General features: G+C 60.9%; 20 protein-coding genes and 1 pseudogene. 15 read left to right on the forward strand and 6 right to left on the reverse strand.

What is annotated here, in order from left to right:
• The first annotated feature begins 1 nt into the window (after position 1).
• From nuoE to nuoN, 10 genes are all read left to right on the forward strand, one after another.
• Positions 2 to 499, forward strand: coding sequence for an NADH-quinone oxidoreductase subunit NuoE (gene nuoE / locus NWV16_RS17505; protein ID WP_003223804.1), 498 nt, complete (start codon positions 2 to 4; stop codon positions 497 to 499).
• A complete protein-coding gene (nuoF, locus tag NWV16_RS17510; RefSeq protein WP_260520076.1) occupies positions 496 to 1,851 on the forward strand; it encodes an NADH-quinone oxidoreductase subunit NuoF in 1,356 nt (451 codons plus the stop codon). Before nuoE ends, nuoF begins: the two co-directional genes overlap by 4 nt.
• A 138-nt stretch (positions 1,852 to 1,989) precedes the next feature.
• Positions 1,990 to 4,704 carry an NADH-quinone oxidoreductase subunit NuoG gene (gene nuoG / locus NWV16_RS17515; protein WP_260520077.1) on the forward strand — a complete coding sequence of 905 codons (2,715 nt, stop codon included), beginning with the start codon at positions 1,990 to 1,992 and terminating at the stop codon, positions 4,702 to 4,704.
• A complete protein-coding gene (nuoH, locus tag NWV16_RS17520) occupies positions 4,701 to 5,708 on the forward strand; it encodes an NADH-quinone oxidoreductase subunit NuoH (RefSeq protein ID WP_065258280.1) in 1,008 nt (335 codons plus the stop codon). The genes nuoG and nuoH overlap by 4 nt, the downstream gene beginning before the upstream one ends.
• 11 nt (positions 5,709 to 5,719) lie before the next feature.
• Positions 5,720 to 6,268 carry an NADH-quinone oxidoreductase subunit NuoI gene (gene nuoI, locus NWV16_RS17525; RefSeq protein WP_065258281.1) on the forward strand — a complete coding sequence of 183 codons (549 nt, stop codon included), beginning with the start codon at positions 5,720 to 5,722 and terminating at the stop codon, positions 6,266 to 6,268.
• Between the two features lie 9 nt (positions 6,269 to 6,277).
• Positions 6,278 to 6,778, forward strand: coding sequence for an NADH-quinone oxidoreductase subunit J (gene nuoJ / locus NWV16_RS17530; protein WP_085690004.1), 501 nt, complete (start codon positions 6,278 to 6,280; stop codon positions 6,776 to 6,778).
• Between the two features lie 3 nt (positions 6,779 to 6,781).
• A complete protein-coding gene (gene nuoK / locus NWV16_RS17535) occupies positions 6,782 to 7,090 on the forward strand; it encodes an NADH-quinone oxidoreductase subunit NuoK (protein ID WP_003180046.1) in 309 nt (102 codons plus the stop codon).
• Positions 7,087 to 8,940, forward strand: coding sequence for an NADH-quinone oxidoreductase subunit L (gene nuoL, locus NWV16_RS17540; RefSeq protein ID WP_260520078.1), 1,854 nt, complete (start codon positions 7,087 to 7,089; stop codon positions 8,938 to 8,940). Before nuoK ends, nuoL begins: the two co-directional genes overlap by 4 nt.
• A gap of 39 nt (positions 8,941 to 8,979) precedes the next feature.
• Complete coding sequence (nuoM, locus tag NWV16_RS17545; RefSeq protein ID WP_065258284.1) at positions 8,980 to 10,512, forward strand: NADH-quinone oxidoreductase subunit M; 1,533 nt, start codon at positions 8,980 to 8,982, stop codon at positions 10,510 to 10,512.
• Between the two features lie 7 nt (positions 10,513 to 10,519).
• Entirely contained in the window at positions 10,520 to 11,983 is a 1,464-nt protein-coding gene (nuoN, locus tag NWV16_RS17550) for an NADH-quinone oxidoreductase subunit NuoN (RefSeq protein WP_065258285.1), read from the forward strand.
• Between the two features lie 65 nt (positions 11,984 to 12,048).
• Here the strand turns inward: nuoN and NWV16_RS17555 are convergent.
• Positions 12,049 to 12,144 (reverse strand): annotated as a pseudogene (locus tag NWV16_RS17555) (GNAT family N-acetyltransferase); the annotation flags it as partial.
• 346 nt (positions 12,145 to 12,490) lie between these two features.
• Here NWV16_RS17555 and NWV16_RS17560 point away from each other — a divergent pair.
• From NWV16_RS17560 to NWV16_RS17570, 3 genes are all read left to right on the forward strand, one after another.
• Positions 12,491 to 12,835 carry a toxin gene (locus NWV16_RS17560; RefSeq protein WP_260520079.1) on the forward strand — a complete coding sequence of 115 codons (345 nt, stop codon included), beginning with the start codon at positions 12,491 to 12,493 and terminating at the stop codon, positions 12,833 to 12,835.
• Positions 12,832 to 13,146: a DNA-binding transcriptional regulator gene (locus NWV16_RS17565; protein WP_260520080.1), complete on the forward strand. Its 315-nt coding sequence runs from the start codon at positions 12,832 to 12,834 to the stop codon at positions 13,144 to 13,146. The genes NWV16_RS17560 and NWV16_RS17565 overlap by 4 nt, the downstream gene beginning before the upstream one ends.
• 159 nt (positions 13,147 to 13,305) lie before the next feature.
• Positions 13,306 to 14,631 carry an OprD family porin gene (locus tag NWV16_RS17570; RefSeq protein ID WP_260520081.1) on the forward strand — a complete coding sequence of 442 codons (1,326 nt, stop codon included), beginning with the start codon at positions 13,306 to 13,308 and terminating at the stop codon, positions 14,629 to 14,631.
• A gap of 147 nt (positions 14,632 to 14,778) precedes the next feature.
• Here the strand turns inward: NWV16_RS17570 and NWV16_RS17575 are convergent, their stop codons facing one another.
• The 5 genes from NWV16_RS17575 to NWV16_RS17595 form a co-directional block, all read right to left on the reverse strand.
• Positions 14,779 to 15,111, reverse strand: coding sequence for a DUF2790 domain-containing protein (locus tag NWV16_RS17575; protein WP_260520082.1), 333 nt, complete (start codon positions 15,109 to 15,111; stop codon positions 14,779 to 14,781).
• A gap of 79 nt (positions 15,112 to 15,190) precedes the next feature.
• Entirely contained in the window at positions 15,191 to 15,391 is a 201-nt protein-coding gene (locus NWV16_RS17580; protein WP_260520083.1) for a co-regulatory protein PtrA N-terminal domain-containing protein, read from the reverse strand.
• A gap of 134 nt (positions 15,392 to 15,525) precedes the next feature.
• Complete coding sequence (locus NWV16_RS17585) at positions 15,526 to 18,675, reverse strand: CusA/CzcA family heavy metal efflux RND transporter (RefSeq protein WP_260520084.1); 3,150 nt, start codon at positions 18,673 to 18,675, stop codon at positions 15,526 to 15,528.
• Positions 18,676 to 18,690: 15 nt separating this feature from the next.
• Positions 18,691 to 19,884, reverse strand: coding sequence for an efflux RND transporter periplasmic adaptor subunit (locus NWV16_RS17590; RefSeq protein WP_260520085.1), 1,194 nt, complete (start codon positions 19,882 to 19,884; stop codon positions 18,691 to 18,693).
• Between the two features lie 49 nt (positions 19,885 to 19,933).
• Positions 19,934 to 21,181 carry a TolC family protein gene (locus tag NWV16_RS17595; RefSeq protein WP_260520086.1) on the reverse strand — a complete coding sequence of 416 codons (1,248 nt, stop codon included), beginning with the start codon at positions 21,179 to 21,181 and terminating at the stop codon, positions 19,934 to 19,936.
• Positions 21,182 to 21,590: 409 nt separating this feature from the next.
• Between NWV16_RS17595 and NWV16_RS17600 the strand changes: the two genes are divergently transcribed.
• The gene (locus NWV16_RS17600) at positions 21,591 to 22,265 is read left to right on the forward strand and encodes a heavy metal response regulator transcription factor (RefSeq protein WP_260520087.1); all 675 of its coding nucleotides are present in this window, start codon (positions 21,591 to 21,593) and stop codon (positions 22,263 to 22,265) included.
• Positions 22,262 to 23,668, forward strand: coding sequence for a heavy metal sensor histidine kinase (locus NWV16_RS17605; RefSeq protein WP_260520088.1), 1,407 nt, complete (start codon positions 22,262 to 22,264; stop codon positions 23,666 to 23,668). The genes NWV16_RS17600 and NWV16_RS17605 overlap by 4 nt, the downstream gene beginning before the upstream one ends.
• Positions 23,669 to 23,887 lie beyond the last annotated feature (219 nt).

Below are 23,887 nucleotides of genomic sequence, written 5' to 3' on the forward strand. Positions count from 1 at the left end.
CATGAACAGCACGCTTATCCAGACAGACCGTTTCACCCTCAGTGAAACCGAGCGCTCGGCCATCGAGCACGAGCTGCATCACTACGAAGACCCGCGCGCGGCGTCGATCGAAGCCCTGAAGATCGTTCAGAAGGAACGTGGCTGGGTACCGGATGGTGCTCTGTACGCCATCGGCGAAATCCTCGGCATTCCGGCCAGCGACGTTGAAGGCGTGGCCACGTTCTACAGCCAGATCTTCCGTCAGCCGGTCGGCCGTCACATCATTCGCGTCTGCGACAGCATGGTCTGCTACATCGGCGGCCACGAGTCGGTGGTCAGCGAAATCCAGAACAACCTGGGTATCGGCCTCGGCCAGACCACCGCCGACGGTCGTTTCACCCTGCTGCCGGTCTGCTGCCTCGGCAACTGCGACAAGGCCCCGGCGCTGATGATCGATGACGACACCTTTGGCGATGTCCAGCCTGCCGGCGTCGCCAAACTGCTCGAGGGCTACGTATGACCCTGACTTCTTTCGGTCCAGCCAACCGCATCCAGCGTTCGGCCGAGACTCACCCGCTGACCTGGCGCCTGCGTGACGACGGCGAAGCCGTATGGCTCGACGAGTACCAGGCCAAGAACGGTTACGCCGCTGCACGCAAGGCCTTCGCCGACATGGGGCCGGACGACATCGTCCAGACCGTGAAGGACGCCGGTCTCAAGGGCCGCGGCGGTGCAGGCTTCCCCACTGGCGTGAAGTGGGGCCTGATGCCAAAGGACGAATCCATCAACATCCGCTACCTGTTGTGCAACGCGGATGAGATGGAGCCGAACACCTGGAAAGACCGCATGCTGATGGAGCAACTGCCCCATCTGCTGATCGAAGGCATGCTTATCAGCGCCCGCGCGCTGAAAACCTACCGTGGCTACATCTTCCTGCGTGGCGAGTACACCACCGCTGCGAAGCACCTCAACCGTGCCGTGGAAGAAGCCAAGGCTGCGGGCCTGCTGGGCAAGAACATCCTGGGCAGCGGCTTCGATTTCGAGCTGTTCGTTCACACCGGCGCCGGGCGTTACATCTGCGGTGAAGAAACCGCGTTGATCAACTCCCTCGAAGGCCGTCGCGCCAACCCGCGTTCCAAGCCGCCCTTCCCTGCCGCCGTGGGCGTGTGGGGCAAGCCGACCTGCGTGAACAACGTCGAAACCCTGTGCAACGTGCCGGCGATCATCGCCGACGGCGTGGACTGGTACAAATCGCTGGCCCGCGACGGCAGCGAAGACATGGGCACCAAGCTCATGGGCTTCTCCGGCAAGGTCAAGAACCCGGGCCTGTGGGAGCTGCCATTCGGCGTGACCGCCCGCGAGCTGTTCGAAGACTACGCCGGCGGCATGCGCGACGGATACAAGCTCAAGGCCTGGCAGCCAGGCGGCGCCGGTACCGGTTTCCTGTTGCCGGAACACCTCGATGCACAAATGTACGCCGGCGGCATCGCCAAGGTGGGCACCCGTATGGGGACCGGCCTGGCCATGGCGGTGGACGACAGCGTCAACATGGTGTCCCTGCTGCGCAACATGGAGCAGTTCTTCGCTCGCGAATCCTGCGGTTTCTGCACCCCTTGCCGTGACGGCCTGCCATGGAGCGTGAAGCTGCTGATGGCCATCGAACAAGGCAAGGGCCAGCCGGGCGACATCGAGACCCTGCTGGGTCTGGTCGGTTTCCTCGGCCCGGGCAAGACCTTCTGTGCTCACGCACCGGGTGCCGTGGAGCCGCTGGGCAGCGCCATCAAGTATTTCCGTCCAGAGTTCGAAGCCGGTATCGCGCCTGCAAGCGCCGCTGTCCCGCCTCTGGCAAGGCCGATCACCATCGGCGCGTAAACGCTTAAAAAAAGGCGAAGGGTCCGTGCCCTTCGCCTTTCGTCCGATGACGCCTTTCGGGGCTGACTGGATTCGGACGGATAACAAGATTCCATTAGCCACGCCCGCTGACACCGGGCCAACGAAGAACTTTGAACCATGGCCACTATCCACGTAGACGGCAAAGCGCTCGAAGTCGACGGGGCAGACAACCTGTTACAGGCATGTCTGTCGCTGGGCCTCGACATCCCTTATTTCTGCTGGCACCCCGCGCTTGGTAGCGTCGGGGCCTGCCGCCAGTGCGCGGTCAAGCAGTACACCGACGAGAACGACACCCGTGGTCGCATCGTCATGTCCTGCATGACCCCGGCCACCGACAACACCTGGATCTCCATCGACGATGAAGAATCCAAGGCATTCCGCGCCAGTGTCGTCGAATGGCTGATGACCAACCACCCGCACGACTGCCCGGTCTGCGAGGAAGGCGGTCACTGCCACCTGCAAGACATGACCGTGATGACCGGCCACAACGAGCGCCGTTATCGCTTCACCAAGCGCACCCACCAGAACCAGGATCTGGGCCCGTTCATTTCCCACGAAATGAACCGCTGCATCGCCTGCTACCGCTGCGTGCGTTTCTACAAGGACTACGCCGGCGGCACCGACCTCGGTGTGTACGGCGCCCACGACAACGTGTACTTCGGTCGCGTTGAAGACGGCACCCTGGAAAGCGAGTTCTCCGGCAACCTCACCGAGGTCTGCCCGACCGGTGTGTTCACCGACAAGACTCACTCCGAGCGCTACAACCGCAAGTGGGACATGCAGTTCTCGCCGAGCATCTGCCATGGCTGCTCCAGCGGTTGCAACATCTCCCCGGGCGAGCGTTACGGCGAACTGCGTCGCATCGAAAACCGTTACAACGGTTCGGTGAACCAGTACTTCCTGTGCGACCGTGGCCGTTTCGGTTACGGCTACGTCAACCGCACCGACCGTCCACGTCAGCCGCTGCTGGCCGACGGCACCAAGCTTGGGCTGGACGCTGCGCTGGACAAGGCCGCCGACCTGCTGCGCGGTCGCAACATCGTCGGTATCGGTTCGCCCCGTGCCAGCCTGGAAAGCAACTACGCGTTGCGTGAACTGGTGGGCGCCGAGCACTTCTACTCCGGTATCGAAGCCGCCGAGCTGGAACGCATCCGTCTGGCCCTGCAAGTGCTCAAAGACAGCCCGCTGCCAGTACCGACCATGCGCGACATCGAAGACCACGACGCGGTGTTCGTCCTCGGTGAAGACCTGACTCAGACCGCCGCCCGCATGGCCCTGGCCCTGCGTCAGTCGGTAAAAGGCAAGGCCGAAGATATGGCCGAAGCCATGCGCGTTCAGCCGTGGCTCGACGCTGCGGTGAAGAACATCGGTCAGCATGAACTGAACCCGCTGTTCATCGCCAGCCTGGCTGAAACCAAGCTCGACGACATCGCCGAGGAGTGTGTACACGCCGCTCCGGACGATCTGGCCCGCATCGGTTTCGCCGTGGCTCACGCCCTGGACGCCAGCGCACCGGCCGTCGAAGGTCTGGACGCCGAGGCCCTGGAGCTGGCCAAGCGCATCGCCGACGCTCTGCTCGCCGCCAAGCGCCCGCTGATCATCGCCGGTACTTCGCTGGGCTCCAAGGCCCTGATCGAAGCGGCGGCGAACATCGCCAAGGCCCTGAAGCTGCGCGAGAAGAACGGTTCGATCAGCCTGATCGTGCCGGAAGCCAACAGCCTCGGCCTGGCCATGCTCGGTGGCGAATCGGTCGATGCCGCGTTGCAAGCTGTGATCGACGGCAAGGCCGACGCCATCGTCGTGCTGGAGAACGATCTGTACACCCGCACCGCCAAGGCCAAGGTCGATGCGGCACTGAACGCTGCGAAAGTGGTGATCGTTGCCGACCACCAGAAGACCGCCACCAGCGACCGCGCGCATCTGGTTCTGCCAGCCGCCAGCTTCGCTGAAGGCGACGGTACGCTGGTCAGCCAGGAAGGCCGCGCACAACGCTTCTTCCAGGTTTTCGACCCGCAATACATGGACGCGAGCATTCTGGTCCACGAAGGCTGGCGCTGGCTGCATGCCCTGCGCGCCACCCTGCTGAACCAGCCGGTCGACTGGACGCAACTCGACCACGTCACCGCTGCCGTGGCCTCGAGCACCGCGCAACTGGCCGGCATCGTCGACGCCGCCCCGTCCGCCGCGTTCCGCATCAAGGGTCTGAAACTGGCCCGTGAACCGCTGCGCTACTCCGGCCGTACCGCGATGCGCGCCAATATCAGCGTTCACGAACCGCGCACCCCGCAAGACAAGGACACCGCGTTCGCCTTCTCGATGGAAGGTTACTCGGGTTCCGCCGAACCGCGTCAGCAAGTGCCGTTCGCCTGGTCGCCGGGCTGGAACTCGCCGCAAGCCTGGAACAAGTTCCAGGACGAAGTCGGTGGTCACCTGCGCGCTGGCGATCCGGGCACCCGCCTGATCGAAAGCACCGGCGATTCGCTGAACTGGTTCGCCGCGGCTCCGCGGCCATTCAACCCGGCGCCGGGCACCTGGCAAGCCGTGCCGTTCTTCCATCTGTTCGGCAGCGAAGAGAACTCTTCGAAAGCCGCTCCGGTTCAGGAACGCATTCCGGCTGCCTACGTTGCACTGGCCAAGTCCGAAGCCGACCGCCTGGGCGTCAACGACGGTGCGATGCTGAGCCTCAACGTTGCCGGCCAGACTCTGCGTCTTCCGCTGCGCATCAATGAAGAGCTGGGCGCAGGTCTGGTGGCACTGCCTGCGGGCATCGCCGGCATTCCACCGGCATTCGCCGGCCTATCCGTTGAGGGTCTGCAGGAGGCAGCGCAATGACCTGGTTCACCCCTGAAGTGATCGATGTGATCCTGACGGTCATCAAAGCCATCGTGATCCTGCTGGCCGTCGTGGTCTGCGGCGCACTGCTCAGCTTTGTCGAACGTCGCCTGCTGGGCTGGTGGCAGGACCGTTACGGTCCGAACCGCGTCGGCCCGTTCGGCATGTTCCAGATCGCTGCCGACATGCTGAAGATGTTCTTCAAGGAAGACTGGACCCCGCCGTTTGCCGACAAGGTGATCTTCACCCTGGCACCGGTGGTGGCCATGTCCGCCCTGCTGATCGCGTTCGCGATTATCCCGATCACCCCGACCTGGGGCGTGGCGGACCTGAACATCGGCCTGCTGTTCTTCTTCGCCATGGCAGGTCTGTCGGTCTACGCGGTGCTGTTCGCCGGCTGGTCGAGCAACAACAAGTTCGCCCTGCTGGGCAGCTTGCGTGCCTCGGCGCAGACCGTGTCCTACGAAGTGTTCATGGGCCTGGCCCTGATGGGCATCGTGGTGCAGGTCGGCTCGTTCAACATGCGTGACATCGTCGAGTACCAGGCGCAGAACCTGTGGTTCATCATTCCGCAGTTCTTCGGCTTCTGTACCTTCTTCATCGCTGGCGTGGCCGTGACTCACCGTCACCCGTTCGACCAGCCGGAAGCGGAACAGGAACTGGCCGACGGTTACCACATTGAATACGCCGGCATGAAATGGGGCATGTTCTTCGTCGGTGAATACATCGGCATCATCCTGATCTCGGCGCTGCTGGTCACCCTGTTCTTCGGTGGCTGGCACGGTCCGTTCGGCATCCTGCCGCAACTGTCCTTCGTCTGGTTCGCACTGAAGACCGCGTTCTTCATCATGCTGTTCATCCTGCTGCGCGCTTCCATCCCGCGTCCGCGTTATGACCAGGTGATGGATTTCAGCTGGAAATTCTGCCTGCCACTGACCCTGATCAATTTGCTGGTGACCGCTGCAATCGTGTTGTGGAACACGCCTGCGGTTGCGGTTCAGTGAGGATTTGACCCATGTTCAAATATATTGGCGACATCATTAAGGGTACCGGTACCCAGTTGCGCAGCCTGGTCATGATCTTCGGTCATGGTTTTCGCAAGCGCGACACCCTGCAATACCCGGAAGAGCCGGTCTACCTGGCGCCACGCTACCGTGGCCGTATCGTCCTGACCCGCGACCCCGATGGCGAAGAACGCTGCGTAGCCTGCAACCTGTGCGCCGTGGCGTGCCCGGTGGGTTGCATCTCGCTGCAGAAAGCTGAAACCGAAGACGGTCGCTGGTACCCGGACTTCTTCCGTATCAACTTCTCGCGCTGCATTTTCTGCGGTCTCTGCGAGGAAGCCTGCCCGACCACCGCGATCCAGCTGACCCCGGATTTCGAGATGGCCGAGTTCAAACGTCAGGACCTGGTGTACGAGAAAGAAGATCTGCTGATCTCCGGCCCCGGCAAAAACCCTGATTACAACTTCTATCGTGTTGCAGGTATGGCCGTTGCGGGCAAGCCGAAAGGCGCCGCACAAAACGAAGCCGAGCCGATCAACGTGAAGAGCTTGCTGCCTTAAGGAAGAACGATGGAATTCGCTTTCTATTTCGCATCGGGTATCGCTGTTGTGTCCACACTGCGTGTGGTCACCAACACCAATCCTGTGCACGCCCTGCTCTACCTGATCATTTCGCTGATCTCCGTGGCCATGACCTTCTTCGCCCTCGGCGCACCGTTTGCCGGCGTGCTGGAAGTGATCGCCTACGCCGGTGCCATCATGGTGCTGTTCGTGTTCGTGGTGATGATGCTGAACCTGGGCCCGGCCTCGGTCCAGCAGGAACGTACCTGGCTCAAGCCCGGCATCTGGGCGGGGCCGGTGATTCTCGCCGCCCTGCTGCTGGCCGAACTGCTGTATGTGCTGTTCGCTCACCAGAGCGGTCAGGCCATCGGTCAAACCACCGTGGACGCGAAAGCCGTGGGCATCAGCCTGTTCGGTCCGTACCTGCTGGTGGTCGAACTCGCCTCGATGCTGCTGCTCGCTGCAGCCGTCACGGCGTTCCATTTGGGCCGTAACGAGGCGAAGGAGTAAGACATGCCTGCTATCCCTCTCGAGCATGGACTGGCGGTTGCCGGCATCCTGTTCTGCCTTGGTCTGGTCGGCCTGATGGTCCGCCGCAACATTTTGTTCGTGTTGATGAGTCTGGAAGTGATGATGAACGCCTCTGCACTGGCCTTCATCGTTGCGGGCGCCCGCTGGGCGCAACCGGATGGACAGATCATGTTCATCCTGGTGATCAGCCTGGCAGCCGCCGAAGCCAGTATTGGCCTGGCGATCCTGCTGCAACTGTATCGCCGCTTCCACACGCTCGATATCGACGCTGCCAGTGAGATGCGCGGATGAACCTACTCTTTCTGACTTTCGTATTCCCCCTGATCGGGTTCCTGTTGCTGTCGTTCTCCCGCGGCCGCCTCTCGGAAAACCTGTCGGCGCTGATCGGTGTCGGCTCCATCGGCCTGTCTGCCATCGTCGCGGCCTATGTGATCTGGCAGTTCAACGTCGCCCCGCCGGAAGGTGGCGTGTACGTGCATGTGCTGTGGACGTGGATCTCGGTGGAAGGCTTCCAGCCGAACTTCGCCCTGTACCTGGACGGTCTGTCCGTAACCATGCTGGGTGTGGTGGTCGGCGTGGGTTTCCTGATCCACCTGTTCGCCTCCTGGTACATGCGCGGTGAAGCCGGTTACTCGCGCTTCTTCTCCTACACCAACCTGTTCATCGCCAGCATGCTGTTCCTGGTGCTGGGCGACAACCTGCTGTTCATCTACTTCGGTTGGGAAGGCGTGGGCCTGTGCTCCTACCTGTTGATCGGTTTCTACTACAGCAACCGCAACAACGGTAACGCCGCACTGAAAGCCTTCATCGTCACCCGTATCGGCGACGTGTTCATGGCGATCGGCCTGTTCATCCTGTTCCAGCAACTGGGCACGCTGAACGTCCAGGAACTGCTGGTGAAGGCGCCTGAGCACTTCAAGGTCGGCGATTTCTGGATCGTGCTGGCCACCCTGATGCTGCTGGGCGGTGCGGTAGGTAAATCGGCACAACTGCCGCTGCAGACCTGGCTTGCGGACGCGATGGCCGGCCCTACCCCGGTTTCGGCACTGATCCACGCCGCGACCATGGTGACCGCCGGTGTCTACCTGATCGCCCGTACCCACGGTCTGTTCGCCCTGGCGCCGGACATCCTGCATCTCGTGGGAATCGTCGGTGGTGTGACGTTGGTTCTGGCAGGTTTCGCGGCACTGGTGCAAACCGACATCAAACGTATCCTCGCCTACTCGACCATGAGCCAGATCGGCTACATGTTCCTGGCGCTGGGCGTGGGTGCCTGGGAAGGCGCGATCTTCCACCTGATGACCCACGCGTTCTTCAAGGCCCTGCTGTTCCTTGCTTCAGGTGCGGTGATCGTTGCCTGCCACCACGAGCAGAACATCTTCAAGATGGGCGGCCTGTGGAAGAAACTGCCGCTGGCCTACGCCAGCTTCATCGTCGGTGGTGCCGCCCTGGCCGCCCTGCCGCTGGTGACCGCCGGTTTCTACTCCAAGGACGAAATCCTCTGGGAAGCGTTCGCCAGCGGCCACAACGGTCTGTTGTACGCCGGTCTGGTCGGTGCGTTCATGACCTCGCTGTACACCTTCCGCCTGATCTTCATCGCGTTCCACGGTGAAGCCAAGACCGAAGCTCACGCCGGTCACGGTATCGCTCACTGGCTGCCACTGTCGGTGCTGATCGTGCTGTCGACTTTCGTCGGCGCCATGATCGTTCCACCGCTGCACGGCGTACTGCCTGAAAGCGTCGGCCATGCCGGCGGTGAAGCCAAGCACAGCCTGGAAATCGCCTCGGGCGCCATCGCCCTGGCCGGTATCCTGCTGGCGGCCCTGCTGTTCCTCGGCAAGCGTCGTTTCGTGACCGCGATCGCCAACAGCGGCATCGGCCGTCTCCTTTCGGCCTGGTGGTTCGCTGCCTGGGGCTTCGACTGGATCTACGACAAACTGTTCGTCAAGCCGTACCTTGCGATCAGCCACATCCTGCGCAAAGACCCGCTCGACCAGACCATCGGTCTGATCCCGCGCATGGCCAAGGGCGGTCACACTGCCCTGAGCCGTACCGAGACCGGTCAACTGCGTTGGTACGCCGCCTCGATGGCTGCCGGTGCCGTGCTGGTCATCGGCGCTGTCGTGCTGGTAGCGGTCTGATATGAACCTTGCGAATTTGCGAAAGGAAACGAACCCGTCATGATTCTGCCTTGGCTAATCCTGATCCCCTTCATCGGCGGCCTGCTGTGCTGGCTGGGTGAGCGCTTCGGCGCCACCCTCCCCCGCTGGATTGCGCTGATCACCATGTCCCTGCTGCTCGCCCTCGGCCTCTGGCTGTGGGCTCACGGCGACTACTCCCTTGCGCCGAAGCCCGGCGCCGACCCGACCTGGGCGCTTGAGTTCAAGCACGTCTGGATCCAGCGTTTCGGCATCAACGTGCACCTGGCCCTCGACGGCCTGTCGCTGCTGATGATCCTGCTGACCGGTCTGCTGGGTGTCCTGTCGGTACTCTGCTCGTGGAAAGAGATCCAGCGTCACGTCGGTTTCTTCCACCTGAACCTGATGTGGATCCTGGGCGGTGTCGTCGGCGTGTTCCTCGCCCTCGACCTGTTCATGTTCTTCTTCTTCTGGGAAATGATGCTGGTGCCGATGTACTTCCTCATCGCGCTCTGGGGTCACAGTTCTTCGGACGGCAAGAAGACCCGGATCTACGCGGCGACCAAGTTCTTCATCTTCACTCAGGCTTCCGGCCTGATCATGCTGGTGGCGATCCTCGGTCTGGTCCTGGTCAACTACAACAGCACCGGCGTGATCACCTTCAACTACGCCGACCTGTTGAAGACCAAGATGTCGATGACCACCGAGTACATCCTGATGCTCGGCTTCTTCATCGCCTTCGCGGTCAAGCTGCCGGTGGTTCCGTTCCACTCCTGGCTGCCTGACGCTCACGCCCAGGCACCGACTGCAGGTTCCGTCGACCTCGCCGGTATCCTGCTGAAAACCGCGGCCTACGGTCTGCTGCGTTTCGCTCTGCCGCTGTTCCCGAACGCCTCGGCCGAGTTCGCGCCGATCGCCATGACCCTCGGTCTGATCGGGATCTTCTACGGTGCATTCCTGGCGTTCGCCCAAACCGACATCAAGCGTCTGATCGCCTTCTCGTCCGTTTCCCACATGGGCTTCGTACTGATCGGCATCTATTCCGGCAGCCAGCTGGCGTTGCAAGGCGCCGTGGTCCAGATGCTGGCCCACGGTCTGTCGGCCGCAGCACTGTTTATCCTGAGCGGTCAGCTGTACGAGCGCCTGCACACTCGTGACATGCGTGAGATGGGCGGTCTGTGGTCGCGTATCGCTTACCTGCCGGCGATCAGCCTGTTCTTCGCAGCCGCTTCGCTGGGTCTGCCGGGCACCGGTAACTTCGTCGGCGAGTTCCTGATCCTGATCGGCACCTTCGCCAGCGCGCCATGGATCACCGCGATTGCCACCTCCGGTCTGGTGTTCGGTTCGGTCTACTCGCTGATCATGATCCACCGCGCCTACTTCGGTCCGTCCAAATCGGATTCGATCCTGCACGGCATGGACGCACGCGAACTGATCATGGTGCTGGGCCTTGCGGTGCTGCTGATTTACCTCGGCGTCTACCCGCAACCGTTCCTCGACACCTCTGCCGCCACGATGCATGGCGTGCAGCAGTGGCTCGGCACCGCCTTCACTCAACTCGCTTCGGCCCGGTAAGAGCGCTATGGAATTCACGATTCAACACTTTATTGCGCTAGCGCCACTGTTGATCACCAGCCTCACCATTATCGTGGTGATGCTGGCAATCGCCTGGCGCCGCAACCACTCGCAGACCTTCCTGATTTCGGTGGCGGGTCTGAACCTGGCCCTGCTGTCGATCCTGCCGGCCCTGAAAGTCGCGCCTCTGGCCGTGACCCCGCTGCTGCAGATCGACACCTTTGCCTGTCTGTACATGGCGCTGATCCTGGTCGCCACTCTCGCCTGCGTCACCCTCGCCCACGCCTACCTCGGCGATGGCGGTTCGGGTTACCCGGGCAACCGTGAAGAACTGTACCTGCTGATCCTGATGGCCGCCGCCGGTGGCCTGGTTCTGGTCAGCGCGCAGCACCTGGCCGGTTTGTTCGTCGGTCTGGAACTGCTGTCGGTGCCGGTCTACGGTCTGGTGGCCTACGCCTTCTTCAACAAGCGTTCGCTGGAAGCCGGCATCAAATACATGGTGCTGTCGGCCGCCGGTTCCGCGTTCCTGCTGTTCGGTATGGCACTGCTGTACGCAGACGCCGGTTCCCTGAGCTTCGTCGGTATCGGTCAGGCGCTGGCCGCGACCGGTCTGCCAAGCTCGCTGGCGCAACTGGGCCTGGGCATGATGCTGATCGGTCTGGCGTTCAAGCTGTCGCTGGTACCGTTCCACCTGTGGACGCCGGACGTGTACGAAGGTGCTCCCGCACCGGTGGCCGCGTTCCTGGCCACCGCTTCGAAAGTGGCTGTGTTCGCGGTAATGGTTCGTCTGTTCCAGATCTCCCCTGCCGCCAGCAGTGGTGTTCTGAGCAACGTGCTGACCATCATCGCCATCGCCTCGATCCTGTTCGGTAACCTGCTGGCACTGACCCAGAGCAACCTCAAGCGTCTGCTCGGTTATTCGTCCATCGCGCACTTCGGCTACCTGCTGATCGCACTGGTGGCGAGCAAGGGTCTGGCGGTGGAAGCCATCGGCGTGTACCTGGTCACCTACGTGATCACCAGCCTCGGCGCCTTCGGCGTGATCACCCTGATGTCCTCGCCGTACAACGGTCGTGACGCCGATGCGCTGTACGAGTACCGCGGCCTGTTCTGGCGCCGTCCGTACCTGACCGCCGTACTGACCGTGATGATGCTGTCCCTGGCCGGTATCCCGCTGACTGCGGGCTTCATCGGCAAGTTCTACATCATCGCCACCGGCGTCGAGTCGCACCAATGGTGGCTGGTCGGTTCCCTGGTACTGGGCAGCGCCATCGGCGTGTTCTACTACCTGCGCGTGATGGTCACCCTGTACCTGATCGAACCGAACCTGCGCCGCCACGATGCCCAGCTGCACTGGGAACAGAAGGCAGGCGGCGTGATGCTGCTGGCCATCGCCGTGGTTGCGTTCTTCCTCGGCGTCTACCCGCAACCATTGCTGACCCTGGTTCAGCAGGCGGGTCTGGCGGGCTGATTGCTCTGCTGGAATGGCTGCAAACAGAAACGGCACCTTCGGGTGCCGTTTTTGCGTTTATCCCATCACAGTCTCTTCACCATCGGCACGCAGGCCAGTTGCAGACCTGCAGGTGATTGATAAACCGCACTCCCCTCCCCGACGTAACCGCAGCGCATGTGCGGACAGGTAATGAAAAAGCCCCGTCCATTTCTGGCGGGGCTTTGGGTGACACGTCACCTACCAGACATGCATGACCTTATGGCCCGCCGGAAGCGGTCACAACGGAGCACATCATGGTCATTCGGGGTTGAGCAGTCATGGCTGGATAGTGCTGCGGTTTTTTCGGTCACGTCAATTACAAGGTTCCTCCCTATTCAGTCGAATGCTCTCGCCATACTGGCCGATTCGTCCTACAGGTGTTTTTACGATCGATGACTACCGTTGAAATGGGGGCGAAAAGGATGGCCTGGAGGCCTTGACCAATTCGATCATCGGGACAAAATATACGCAGGTAACGTACAGAGCATGGATGCTCTTTTTATCGAATTACCCGCATTCCAGAAGCACCGGGACGATTACCTGGATGATGAGCTGTTTCGCAGCTTTCAGTTGGAGCTGCTGAAAAATCCCGAAGCGGGCGATCTCATCGAAGGCACAGGCGGGCTGCGTAAAATCCGCTTCTGTGACCAACGACGCGGTAAAGGCAAGCGCAGCGGATTACGAGTGATTTATTACTGGTGGTCCGGTTTCGACCAATTCTGGTTGTTCACCGTGTACAGCAAAAACGAGCAAGACGATCTGTTGCCTTCCCAGAAAAGAGTCTTCAAACAGGCGCTGGATAGAGAAATCAACACGAGAACCCAAATATGAAACGTGAAATTTTTTCCGAACTGATGGAGGGCCTTGAGGCTCTGGCCGACGAGCGCCAGGGCAAGGTCACCCTTCGCACTCACAAAGTCCAGTTACCAAAACTATTGCCGATCACGGCCGAGGAAGTGGTTGCGATCCGCCAGCAACTCAACCTCTCCAGGTCGGTTTTTGCCATGTATCTGCGAACCAATACCCGAACCCTCGAAAACTGGGAACAGGGCCGGGCAACGCCGAGTGCCCAAGCGACGACACTCATTCGACTGGTCGAGCGTTTTCCACAAACGATCGACCACCTTGCGGCTCTGACCTGACTTCCGGGATCTAACAAAATTGTAATCCCCCAATCACCTCCCCGTTATCCGCAGCCTGCAACGATGTCATCCGGCGACTCTACCGGCGGGCCCCTGCCCGTCGAACAATAAAACCCACGCCGAAGCACGTTCCCGTTCTGCCGAACCCAGGAGTGATTGATGCTTAACAACACAAAAATATCGATGGCCGCTTTAGCAGTGGTCGTCGGCGCAGGGCCGTCCACGGTGTTTGCAGAAGACAAACCCGAAGGGTTTATCGAAGGCAGCAGTCTGACGGTGCTCAACCGTAACTTCTATTTCAATCGTGATCACCGCAACGGCCAGTCCAGCCCAACGGGCAACGGTTATTCCGAGGCCTGGGCCCATGCGGTCATCAGCAAGTTCGAATCCGGTTTCTCCCAGGGCACCGTCGGGTTCGGTGTGGATGCTTTCGCGATGATCGGCCTGAAACTCGATACCGGTGACGGTCGCAACGGTGGCCGCAGTTCGTTCGATGTGTTGCCGGTCGACAGCGAAGGCAAAGCACGGGACGAATACACCAAGGTCGGTGGTGCAGCCAAAGTACGGGCCTTCGATACGGTGGTGAAAATCGGCGATGTGTTTCCGGCCAACCCGGTGGTTGCGGCGGGAGACTCGCGATTGCTGCCGGAAAGCTTTCGCGGTGTGACGGCGACCAACACCAGCATCGAGGGGCTGTCGATCCAGGGCGGTCGGTTGCATGCGATGAGCCAGCCGGTGTCCAGCGACATGCGCGAGAACTTCGCGACCTTCTATGCCGGCCCGGTCAACTCACCGTGGATCGCCTACGGTGGCGGTGATTATGTGCTGAACAAGAACCTCGGTTTCAGCCTGTACGCCAGTCGCCTGAAAGATGCCTGGAACCAGTATTACGCCGGCACCGCCTGGACGTATCCGCTGTCGGATGACCTGTCGCTGTTCGGTGGCCTGAACTATTACAAGGCGGTCGATGAAGGCAAACAACTGCTTGGCCAGTTCGATAACAACATCTGGAGCGGCCGGGTCGGCGTGAAACTCGGCGCCCATTCCGTCGCTCTCTCCCACCAGCGCAACAACGGCAACGACGATTTCGATTACCTGCGCCAGTCCGACTCGATCTTCCTCGACAACTCGATCCAGTACAGCGACTTCAACTCGCCGAAAGAACGTTCATGGATGGTGCGCTACGACCTCGACATGACCACTTACGGCGTGCCGGGCCTGTCGTTCATGACCCGTTATGCCCGCGGCACCGATGCCGATTACTCCAACGCCAATGCCGTGTACATGCGCCGCGATGCCGAAGGCAATCCGCTGACCGACCAGAGGCGCCGGGAGCGCGATATCGAAGTCAAATACGTGGTGCAGAGCGGTTCGATGAAAGATCTGTCACTGCGCCTGCGCCAGGCCACCACCCGTGCCACAGCGTTCGAGTCAGATCTGGATGAAGTACGGGTGATTGTCGAATACCCGCTGGCGATTCTCTGAATTGCACGAGCAACACATTCACCTTTAGAAGCGCCTTGCTCCTTTGGTAAGAGGTGAATTTTTTGGCGTCCTTCGGGGCGCTTTTTTTTGTGCGAAAAAAAGCCCGGCTCGCTGAACATGAACCGGGCGTCTGTGCCGCTACTGGCGCTATCCCCCCTGCTGACGACAGTTACCCATGACGCTGTACGTGACGGTATTGAGCTGTCCTTTCGAGTCTTCATAAGTCATCGCGGCCGGCACGACGGCGCATTCGTTTTTCGGCCGTACAACACTCACCACTTTCTTCACGTCCAGCTTCATTCCGTACTCGTATTCCTTGACCACCGGCGCCGCTTTGCCCCGGGCAGCCGCGAACTGTTCCATGGCCCGGGCATTGGCGCTGAGCGCTCGGTCAAACGTTCTGTCACCACCGCCTTCGGCCAACGCGTTCAAGGACATCGCCATGACACCGGTGAACGCCAACAGCTTTAGAAATTTCATATTCATTTCCCTCAAAACACGACTCATAAAAAAGCCCACCATCGATGCGCGATGACGGGCTCATTCACTGGCGGCACGCTTACAGGTCTTGAGTCTGTTCGGCCTTCTTGTCGTTCACGACAATGGGATCCCGGGCCTTTTCCTTGGCAACGAACAGCTCCATTGAACGGTCGTTGTTGGTCATCATCCGCTCGAAAGTGCGGTCGCCACCGCCTTCGGCCATCGCCAGGGAAGACACCGCCAACGCCAATAAAAACGCACCGATCTGTACAGGTTTCATGGTTGATTCCTCATTCAAGTCACTGACGGGATCAAGGTAACAATCCGAACCTTTCGTGACGGTGGCGCCGACATTACATATCCGTCATGTAGAAAGGCCCGCAGTTGCGGGCCTTTTGTTAAAGCCAGAAATGACTAGGCAGCCGTGGGTGACTCCTCCTCACGGCGATGCGCAATCTGATACAACGCCGGCAGGATCAGCAGCGTAAGAACGGTCGAGGACAGGATCCCGCCGATCACCACCGTCGCCAGCGGTCGCTGCACCTCGGCCCCGGTGCCGGTCGCCAGGGCCATCGGGATGAAGCCCAGCGACGCCACCAGCGCGGTCATCAATACCGGTCGCAACCGTGTCAGTGCACCGACGTTGATCGCCTCGGACAGCGAACGCCCCTCCTCCCGCAGGTTGCGGATGAACGCGATCATCACCAGCCCGTTGAGCACCGCCACACCGGACAATGCGATAAACCCGACACCCGCCGAGATCGACAGCGGAATGTCCCGCAACCACAGCGCCATGACCCCGCCGGTCAACGCAAACGGAATTCCGGTGAACACCAGCAAGCCGTCCTTGAGGTTGTTGAACATCATGAATAACAGTCCGAACACCAGCAGCAACGCCACCGGCACCACGATCTGCAAGCGCCTGGCCGCCGATTGCAGTTGCTCGAACTGTCCGCCCCAGGTGGTCCAGTAACCCGCCGGCACCTGCACATCACGCTCGATCACTTCGCCCGCTTCGGCGACGAACGATCCGATGTCACGCCCGCGTACGTTGGCGCTGACGATGACCAGGCGCTTGCCATTCTCGCGGCTGACCTGATTCGGCCCCAGCACCAGATCAAGACTGGCGACGTCCTTGAGCGCGATAAACCCGATCCGGTTGGTCGCGCCGTTCACGGCAGGCACCGGAATCAGCAGCGCCGACAGTCCTTCAAGGTCCTTGCGCATCGCATCGGACAACCGCACCACCATGTCGAACCGACGGTCACCTTCAAACAGCGTCCCGGCCTTCTGCCCGCCAACGGCCACCGCAACGGTGTCCTGCACATCGCCGACGTTGAGCCCGTAACGCGCAGCCTTGTCGCGGTCGATATTGATGGTCAGCACCGGCAAGCCGGTGGTTTGCTCGACCTTGACCTCGGACGCGCCGTTGACCTTCTGCATCGCGGCGGCAATCTTCGCCGCCGTGGCGTTGAGCACCTCCATGTCATCGCCAAACACTTTGACTGCCACGTCGCTGCGCACACCGGAGATCAATTCGTTGAAGCGTAACTGGATCGGCTGCGACAGTTCATAGTTGCTGCCCGGCAACGTCGCGGCGGCTTGTTGCAGTTCGGCCATCAGGGTTTCCCGGGACTTGCCCGGATCCGGCCATTGTTCTTTGGGCTTGAGCATCACGTAGCTGTCGGAGATGTTCGGCGGCATCGGGTCGGAGGCGATCTCCGCCGTACCGGTACGGGCGAAGACGCGCTCGACTTCCGGCACTTTATCGAGAATCAGCGTCTCCAGACGCTGCTGCATATCCAGCGATTGCGTGAGGCTGGTGCCCGGCACACGCAACGCCTGCAAGGCGAAATCGCCTTCACTGAGGCTCGGCACAAACTCGCTGCCCATGCGGCTGGTGAGCACGCCACTGACCACGATCACCGCCAGCGCAGCACCGACCGCCACCGTGCGACGGGACATGACCCAGGCCAGTGCCGGTGCATACACGCGACGCGCGCCGCGCATCACCACGCCCTCTTCTTCCTTGACCTTGCCGGTGACAAACAGCGCAATCGCCGCCGGCACAAAGGTGACCGACAAGAGCATGGCGCCCAGCAACGCGATGACCACGGTGAATGCCATCGGGTGAAACATTTTCCCCTCGACGCCGCTCAGGGCGAAGATCGGCAGGTACACCACCATGATGATCAACTGCCCGAAAATCAGCGGCCGCCGCGCCTCTTTCGCCGCTGCGAACACTTCATGGAAACGCTCGGAGCGGGTCAACAGACGCCCGTGATGCTGCTGCGCATGGGCCAGCCGTCGCAGGGTGTTTTCGACGATGACCACCGCACCATCGACGATGATCCCGAAGTCCAGCGCACCGAGGCTCATCAGGTTGGCGCTGACCTTGTTGCTGAACATCCCGGTGAAGGTGAACAGCATCGACAGCGGAATCACCATCGCCGTGATCAGCGCGGCGCGGATGTTGCCGAGGAACAGAAACAGGATCGCGATCACCAGAATCGCGCCTTCGACGAGGTTCTTCTTCACCGTGGCGATGGCTTTGTCGACCAGATGCGTGCGGTCGTACACCGGCACCGCGAGCACGCCGGCGGGCAAGGACTTGTTGATCTGTTCGAGCCTGGCGGCGACCGCTTGCGAGACCGTGCGACTGTTTTCCCCGATCAACATGAACACGGTGCCGAGCACCACTTCGCGGCCGTTTTCCGTGGCGGCGCCGCTGCGCAGTTCGCGACCGATGTCCACGGTAGCGACGTTCCTGATCCGGATCGGCGTGCCATCGACATTGGCCATGACAATATTGGCAATGTCTTCGGTGCTCGCCACCTGACCCGGTGCGCGAATCAGCAATTGTTCGCCACTGCGCTCGATGTAGCCGGCGCCGACGTTGGCGTTGTTGCGCTCCAGCGCCGTCACCAGATCGGTGAGGGTCAGTCGGTAGGCCGCGAGTTTTTTCGGATCGGGCGCGATCTGGTACTCCTTGGCAAAACCGCCGATGGTGTTGATCTCCGCCACGCCGGGAACGTTGCGCAGTTGCGGCTTGATGACCCAGTCCTGGATCACCCGCAGATCGGTCGGCGTGTAGGGCGTGCCGTCATCTTTCAGCGCGCCTTCCCTGGTCTCGACCGTCCACAGGAAGATCTCGCCGAGCCCGGTGGAGATCGGCCCCATCACCGCTTCCACACCCTCGGGCAATTGCTCTTTGGCGGATTGAAGGCGTTCGTTGACCAATTGCCGGGCAAAGAACAGATCGGTGCCGTCCTTGAAGATCACCGTGACCTGAGACAAGCCTGAACGCGACAGCGAGCGGGTCTGCTCCAGCGCCGGCAGGCCGGCCATCGCGGTTTCAATCGGAAAAGTGATGCGCTGTTCGGTTTCCAGCGGCGAGAACCCGGCCGCGCCGGTGTTGATCTGCACCTGGACATTGGTGATATCGGGCACGGCGTCGATCGGCAGTTTCTGATAACTGGCGATGCCGAGGCCGGCCATGAGCAGAACGGCGAGCAGCACGATGATGCGCTGCTCGATGGCAAACTGGATCAGGCGTTCGAACATGGGAGTCTTCCGCGATTAATGACTGTGCTCGGCCGAGGCTTTGCCCAGCTCCGATTTGAGGACGAAGCTGCCGGCGCTGGCGACTTGCACGCCCGGTTCCAGCCCGGCGGTGACTTCCACCTGCCCCGCCGCGCGACTGCCCAGCTCCACCGCTTGCGCCTTGAAGCCGTCGTCGGTGCGGATGAACACCGTGGGTTTGTCCTCGACGGTCTGGATCGCGGTTTCCGGTACGGCGACCTTGGCCTGACGGCTGTCAGTAGCGACCAGCGCAGTAACAAACAAGCCGGGACGCCATGAGCCTTGCGGATTTTCCAGGGTGACACGCACGGTCGCGGTGCGGGTCTGTTCGCCGAGCAGGCTGCCGACGTAGGCCACAGTGCCGGGCACTTCAGCTTTCAACTCCGCCGCGCTGACAGTGACAGGCATGCCCACTTGCACCTTGGCCAGATCCCTGGGTGAGACGCCAAACGTCACCCACACTCGCGACAGATCCGAGAGCGTAAAAGCCGCCGTGGTTTCATCAACCACTTCCCCTGGCGTCAGGTGCTTTTCCACCACCACACCGTCGAACGGTGCCCGCAGTTCATAGCGATTACCCCCGGTAGCGACCACGCTGCCACTGAGCACGCTGATCTTTTGCCGAGCGTTGTTCACAGCGATTTCAGCTTCTTCCAGGGCCTGACGGGCCTGAAGAAAATCCTGTTCGGCGGAGATCTTGTCCTCCCACAATTTTTTCTCGCGCTCGTAAGTCGTACGCGCCAGTGCGAGGCGCCGTTGCGCGGCGGCCTGTTCACTGCGCTGATCGGAAATCTGCTGACTGGCGATCACGGCCAGCAACTGGCCCTTCTTGACCGACTGCCCGAGATTGACCGACACCGACTCGACCACCCCCGGTACCCGCGGGACCACGTGCGCGGTGCGGTCCTCGTCGAAGCGCACTTCACCGGGGAATGGCAGGCCGAGGCTGATGGTCTGTGCTTTGGCTGCGGTCAGTTGAATCCCTGCCGCTGCGATTTGCTCGGCAGTCAGTTCGATGTGCCCTTCTTCGCCATGCCCTTCTTCAGCACCAACGCCTTCTCCGGCGTGATCGGCATGTTCCGAAGCGTCATCGGCGTGGGCGTCGATGCTTGCGTTGCCTGCCCACATCGAGCCGACGCCAATGCCCAGCGCCAGAGACGCCGCAGCGATCACAATCAGTTTTTTATCCATGGAAACTCCTCTGCGCCGTGCCGTCGCGCAGTGATCAGAAAATTGAAATTCAACGGTTGTCACCGAGGTCGCCAAAAATGCGTTCGATGCGAACCCGGGCGTCGGTGGCCTCGCTCACCGCCTGGATGTATTGGCTGCGAGCGCTGATCAGCGTGCGCTGGGCATCGAGCACGTCGAGGAAGCCGAACTTGCCCATTTCGAAACCGCGCGTGGCGCTGTCCACCGCACGTTGCGCGGCGGGCAGGATGGTCTGGTCGAACGTCCGGATTTCGCCGTTGGCGGTCTGCCATTGCTCAAGGGTGGTCTGGACTTCCGTGCGCAGGCGCAACTCGGTGGCGTTGCGCAGGTCCCGTGCCTGATCGGCACGCCGCGCCGCCGCCAGCACATTGCCCTGATTGCGGTTGAACAACGGAATCGGCATCGACAGCCCGACCACGTTGACCCGCTCACGCTCGGTTTCGCTGTACTGGCTGCCGATGCTGACGGTGAGATCGGGAATCCGCTGGGACTTTTCCAGTCCCAGCGATGCTTCGCGCTGGTCGATCTGCAATTTCGCCAGACGCAGTTCAGCGGTCTCGTTCAGACGCTCAAGCAAACGGGTCGGCGGCGGGACGCTTGGCAGGCCTGGAGCAGCGCTTTGCACCGTGGTCGAAGTCGGCAACGGTGCGCCCATGACTTGCGCCAGTTGCTGGTACGCATTGGCCTGATCACGCTCGGCGCGACTCAGCTCCAGGCGTACTTCCGAGAGCTGCACCTGCGCCCGCGTGCCTTCCACCGGCGACGATTTGCCCGCCTCGATCCGCCCTTGGGCCACACGCAAACCGTGTTCGGCCAGTTGCAGCGACTGCCGGGCCAGTTGCAAACGTTGCTGTGCGGTTTGCGCCGCGTTGAACGCCTGAATCACGTCGGCGCGCAAAGCATTGCGCTTGCGCTCCAACTCGAGGCCGGCGGCCTCCTGCGCACGGCTGGCGACGTCGATCCGGGCGCCACGCTTGCCGCCCAGTTCGATCGGCTGGCTGAGCATCACCGTGGTGGTGCGCGACTGGCGCCGAGTGTCTTCGGCCTCCCACGAAACTTCGGGATTGGGCATCAGACCGGCCTGTTTGCGATCACCTTCGGCAATGCCGATTTCCCATTGCGCGGCGGCCAGCTCCGGGTTACCCGCAAACGCGGATTGCAGAGCCTGATCGAGGGTCAGGGTCGATGCACTGGCAAGGCTTGTACAGGCCAGCAACAAGAGGCCGCTGGCGGTTTTTTTCAGGCGTGAGCACGCCGTCCGTTCTATTAAACCGGGCAATGGAAGACTTCCTTCAATCAAGAATCTTTGATTGCGCCACGGTAGGGTTTTGAACTTATCGACAAGGTGACTGGAAAATTACAAATCCGTTATCCACGGTTTATCGAAGTTGTTTTGCTCTAGGATTCCGGATTCAAATGGCGTTATAGCAACACATGGAAACAAATACTGGTTAGTTATCTGCCGAACAGCACTTGCCGAATTCGAAGTCGTGAAAAAACCACTTTCCTGCTGCGACAGGCTGTCGCGGACGACCGGTTTAAAGGGCTTAAACGTTGACTCTGTAGCCACTACAGCCTTTACCTTGCACGCCATCCAGTAACAGAAACCGTCCGGAAGACCTCACAAAAACAACAACTTTCCGGGCCACCTTAATTAAATATCCATTGAATAAAAGTGGTGAAAGATCATGCGAATCCTTGTCGTCGAGGACGAGCTTAAAGCTGCCGAATACTTGCATCAGGGTCTGACCGAAAGTGGTTATATCGTGGACCACGCCGTTAACGGCGCTGACGGTTTGCACCTGGCGCAACAACAGGTTTATGACCTGATCATTCTGGATGTGAATCTGCCGGAACTCGACGGCTGGAGCGTACTTGAACAACTGCGGCGCACTCACTCCACCCGGGTGATGATGCTCACTGCACGCGGTCGCCTGGCGGACAAGATCCGGGGGCTGGATCTGGGCGCCGATGACTACCTGGTCAAGCCGTTCGAATTCCCGGAACTGCTGGCCCGGGTGCGCACCTTGATGCGCCGCAGCGAAAACATCCCGGTGCCGCAGGTACTCAGGGTCGCCGATCTGGAACTCGACCCGGGCCGTCACCGGGCATTTCGCGGCACGCAGCGCATCGACCTGACCACCAAGGAATTCGCTTTGCTGCATCTGCTGATGCGCCAGTCCGGCGAAGTGCTGACCCGCACCCAGATCATCTCGCTGGTGTGGGACATGAATTTCGACTGCGACACCAACGTGGTCGAAGTCTCGATCCGCCGCTTGCGGGCGAAGATCGACGACCCGTTCGACAGCAAACTGATCCACACCCTGCGCGGTGTGGGTTATGTGCTGGAGGCCCGGGAATGAAGCCGGCCAGCCTGTCGCTGCGACTGGGCCTGATCGTCAGCATTCTCGGTGCGCTGCTGGTGGTGTTCCTGGCGATCCTCGCCTACTTCGCGCTGACCCATGAGCTCAATGCGCTGTCCCGCGACAGCCTGGAAAAGAAGATGGCGCAGGTCGAACACAGCCTGTCGCTGTACGTCGATGCCAATGAAGTCAGTGGCAAGCCGCACATTCTGCTCGATCAGGTCATGGGGCATGACAACCTGACACTGACGATCTATGACCGGGGCAATTTGCGCACGCCCCTGCTCAAATCCGGTTCGGGACTGACGGACCCACGGATTGAATTGAAAGCGCTCCGGCTGACGAGCGATCGATTGACCTACAGCGCCAGCGCCGATGAGAACGGGGTGAAGTTCCTGACCGCCTCGAAGCTGATTCGCCTGAAGGGTGGCAGCAGCGTGCCGGTGCTGCTGTCGATGGACAATGCTCACGACCAGGCCTTGCTCAGCGCCTATCTGCGTTCGACGCTGATCGCGCTGCCGTTGCTGCTGGTGTTCATCGGCCTGACCGCATGGGGCGCGGTGCAGCGCGGACTGGCGCCGCTGCGGGAGTTTCGCAAGGTGGCGGCCAGGGTCACCACACAGGACCTCGACCATCGGCTATCGGGGGTGAACATGCCTCAGGAATTGAGCGAACTGGCACACGGTATCAACGTCATGCTCGATCGTCTGGACAGCGGCGTGCAGCAGTTGTCGCAATTTTCCGATGACCTGGCCCATGAACTGCGCACACCGATCAACAACCTGATGGGCAAGGCCCAGGTCACGCTGTCACGGGAGCGCCCGGTCGGGGAATACAAGGATGTGCTGGTGTCGTGCACCGAGGAACTGGAACGTGTTGCGCGGATAGTCTCGGACATGCTGTTTCTGGCCCAGGCCAGCCAGCCAATGGCGCACGCATCGTTCGAAGCCATAGCACTGCAGGACGAGGCGCTCAGGGTCGCCGAGCTGTTTTCTCTGTCGGCGCAAGAAAAACGGATCCAGCTCAAGGTGGTCGGCAGCGCTCGGGTCTCGGGTGACCGGCTGATGATCCAGCGGGCGATATCGAACCTGCTCTCCAATGCCTTGCGCCACTGCCCGCCCGGTAAAACCGTTTCGCTGTTCATCGAACAGGCGCCAACTCAGGTAACGCTGCGGGTCAGCAACCCCGGCGCCGGCATCGAAGCCCGACACCTGCCGTATCTGTTCGACCGTTTTTACCGGGTCGACAGCAGCCGCACCCGCTCACAGGGCAGCACCGGCCTGGGCCTGGCCATCGTGCGTTCGATCATGAGCCTGCATCAGGGCACTGCTCAGGTGCAAAGCCATCCGGGGGCAATGACGGTATTCAGTCTGGTATTCCCCGCTTTTGCGCCAAAGCGTTAAAGCGTTAAAGCGTTAAAGCGTTAAAGCGTTAAAGCGTTAAAGCGTTAAAGCGTTAAAGCCTTCAGGCAGATTTGTGCGGTTTTTTCTCCATCTCTGTACGAAAAGTCACCGCACAATAACGCCACAACGTCACCGAGCCCCTTGGACGGGATTTTACTTTGGCTTCGCGATGAAACGTCTGACGAAGACGGGAAACAAAACATCGCCAATCCTTATTGT

The sequence above is a fragment of the Pseudomonas sp. BW7P1 genome, from assembly GCF_024981055.1.
Classification (GTDB): Bacteria; Pseudomonadota; Gammaproteobacteria; order Pseudomonadales; family Pseudomonadaceae; genus Aquipseudomonas; species Aquipseudomonas bananamidigenes.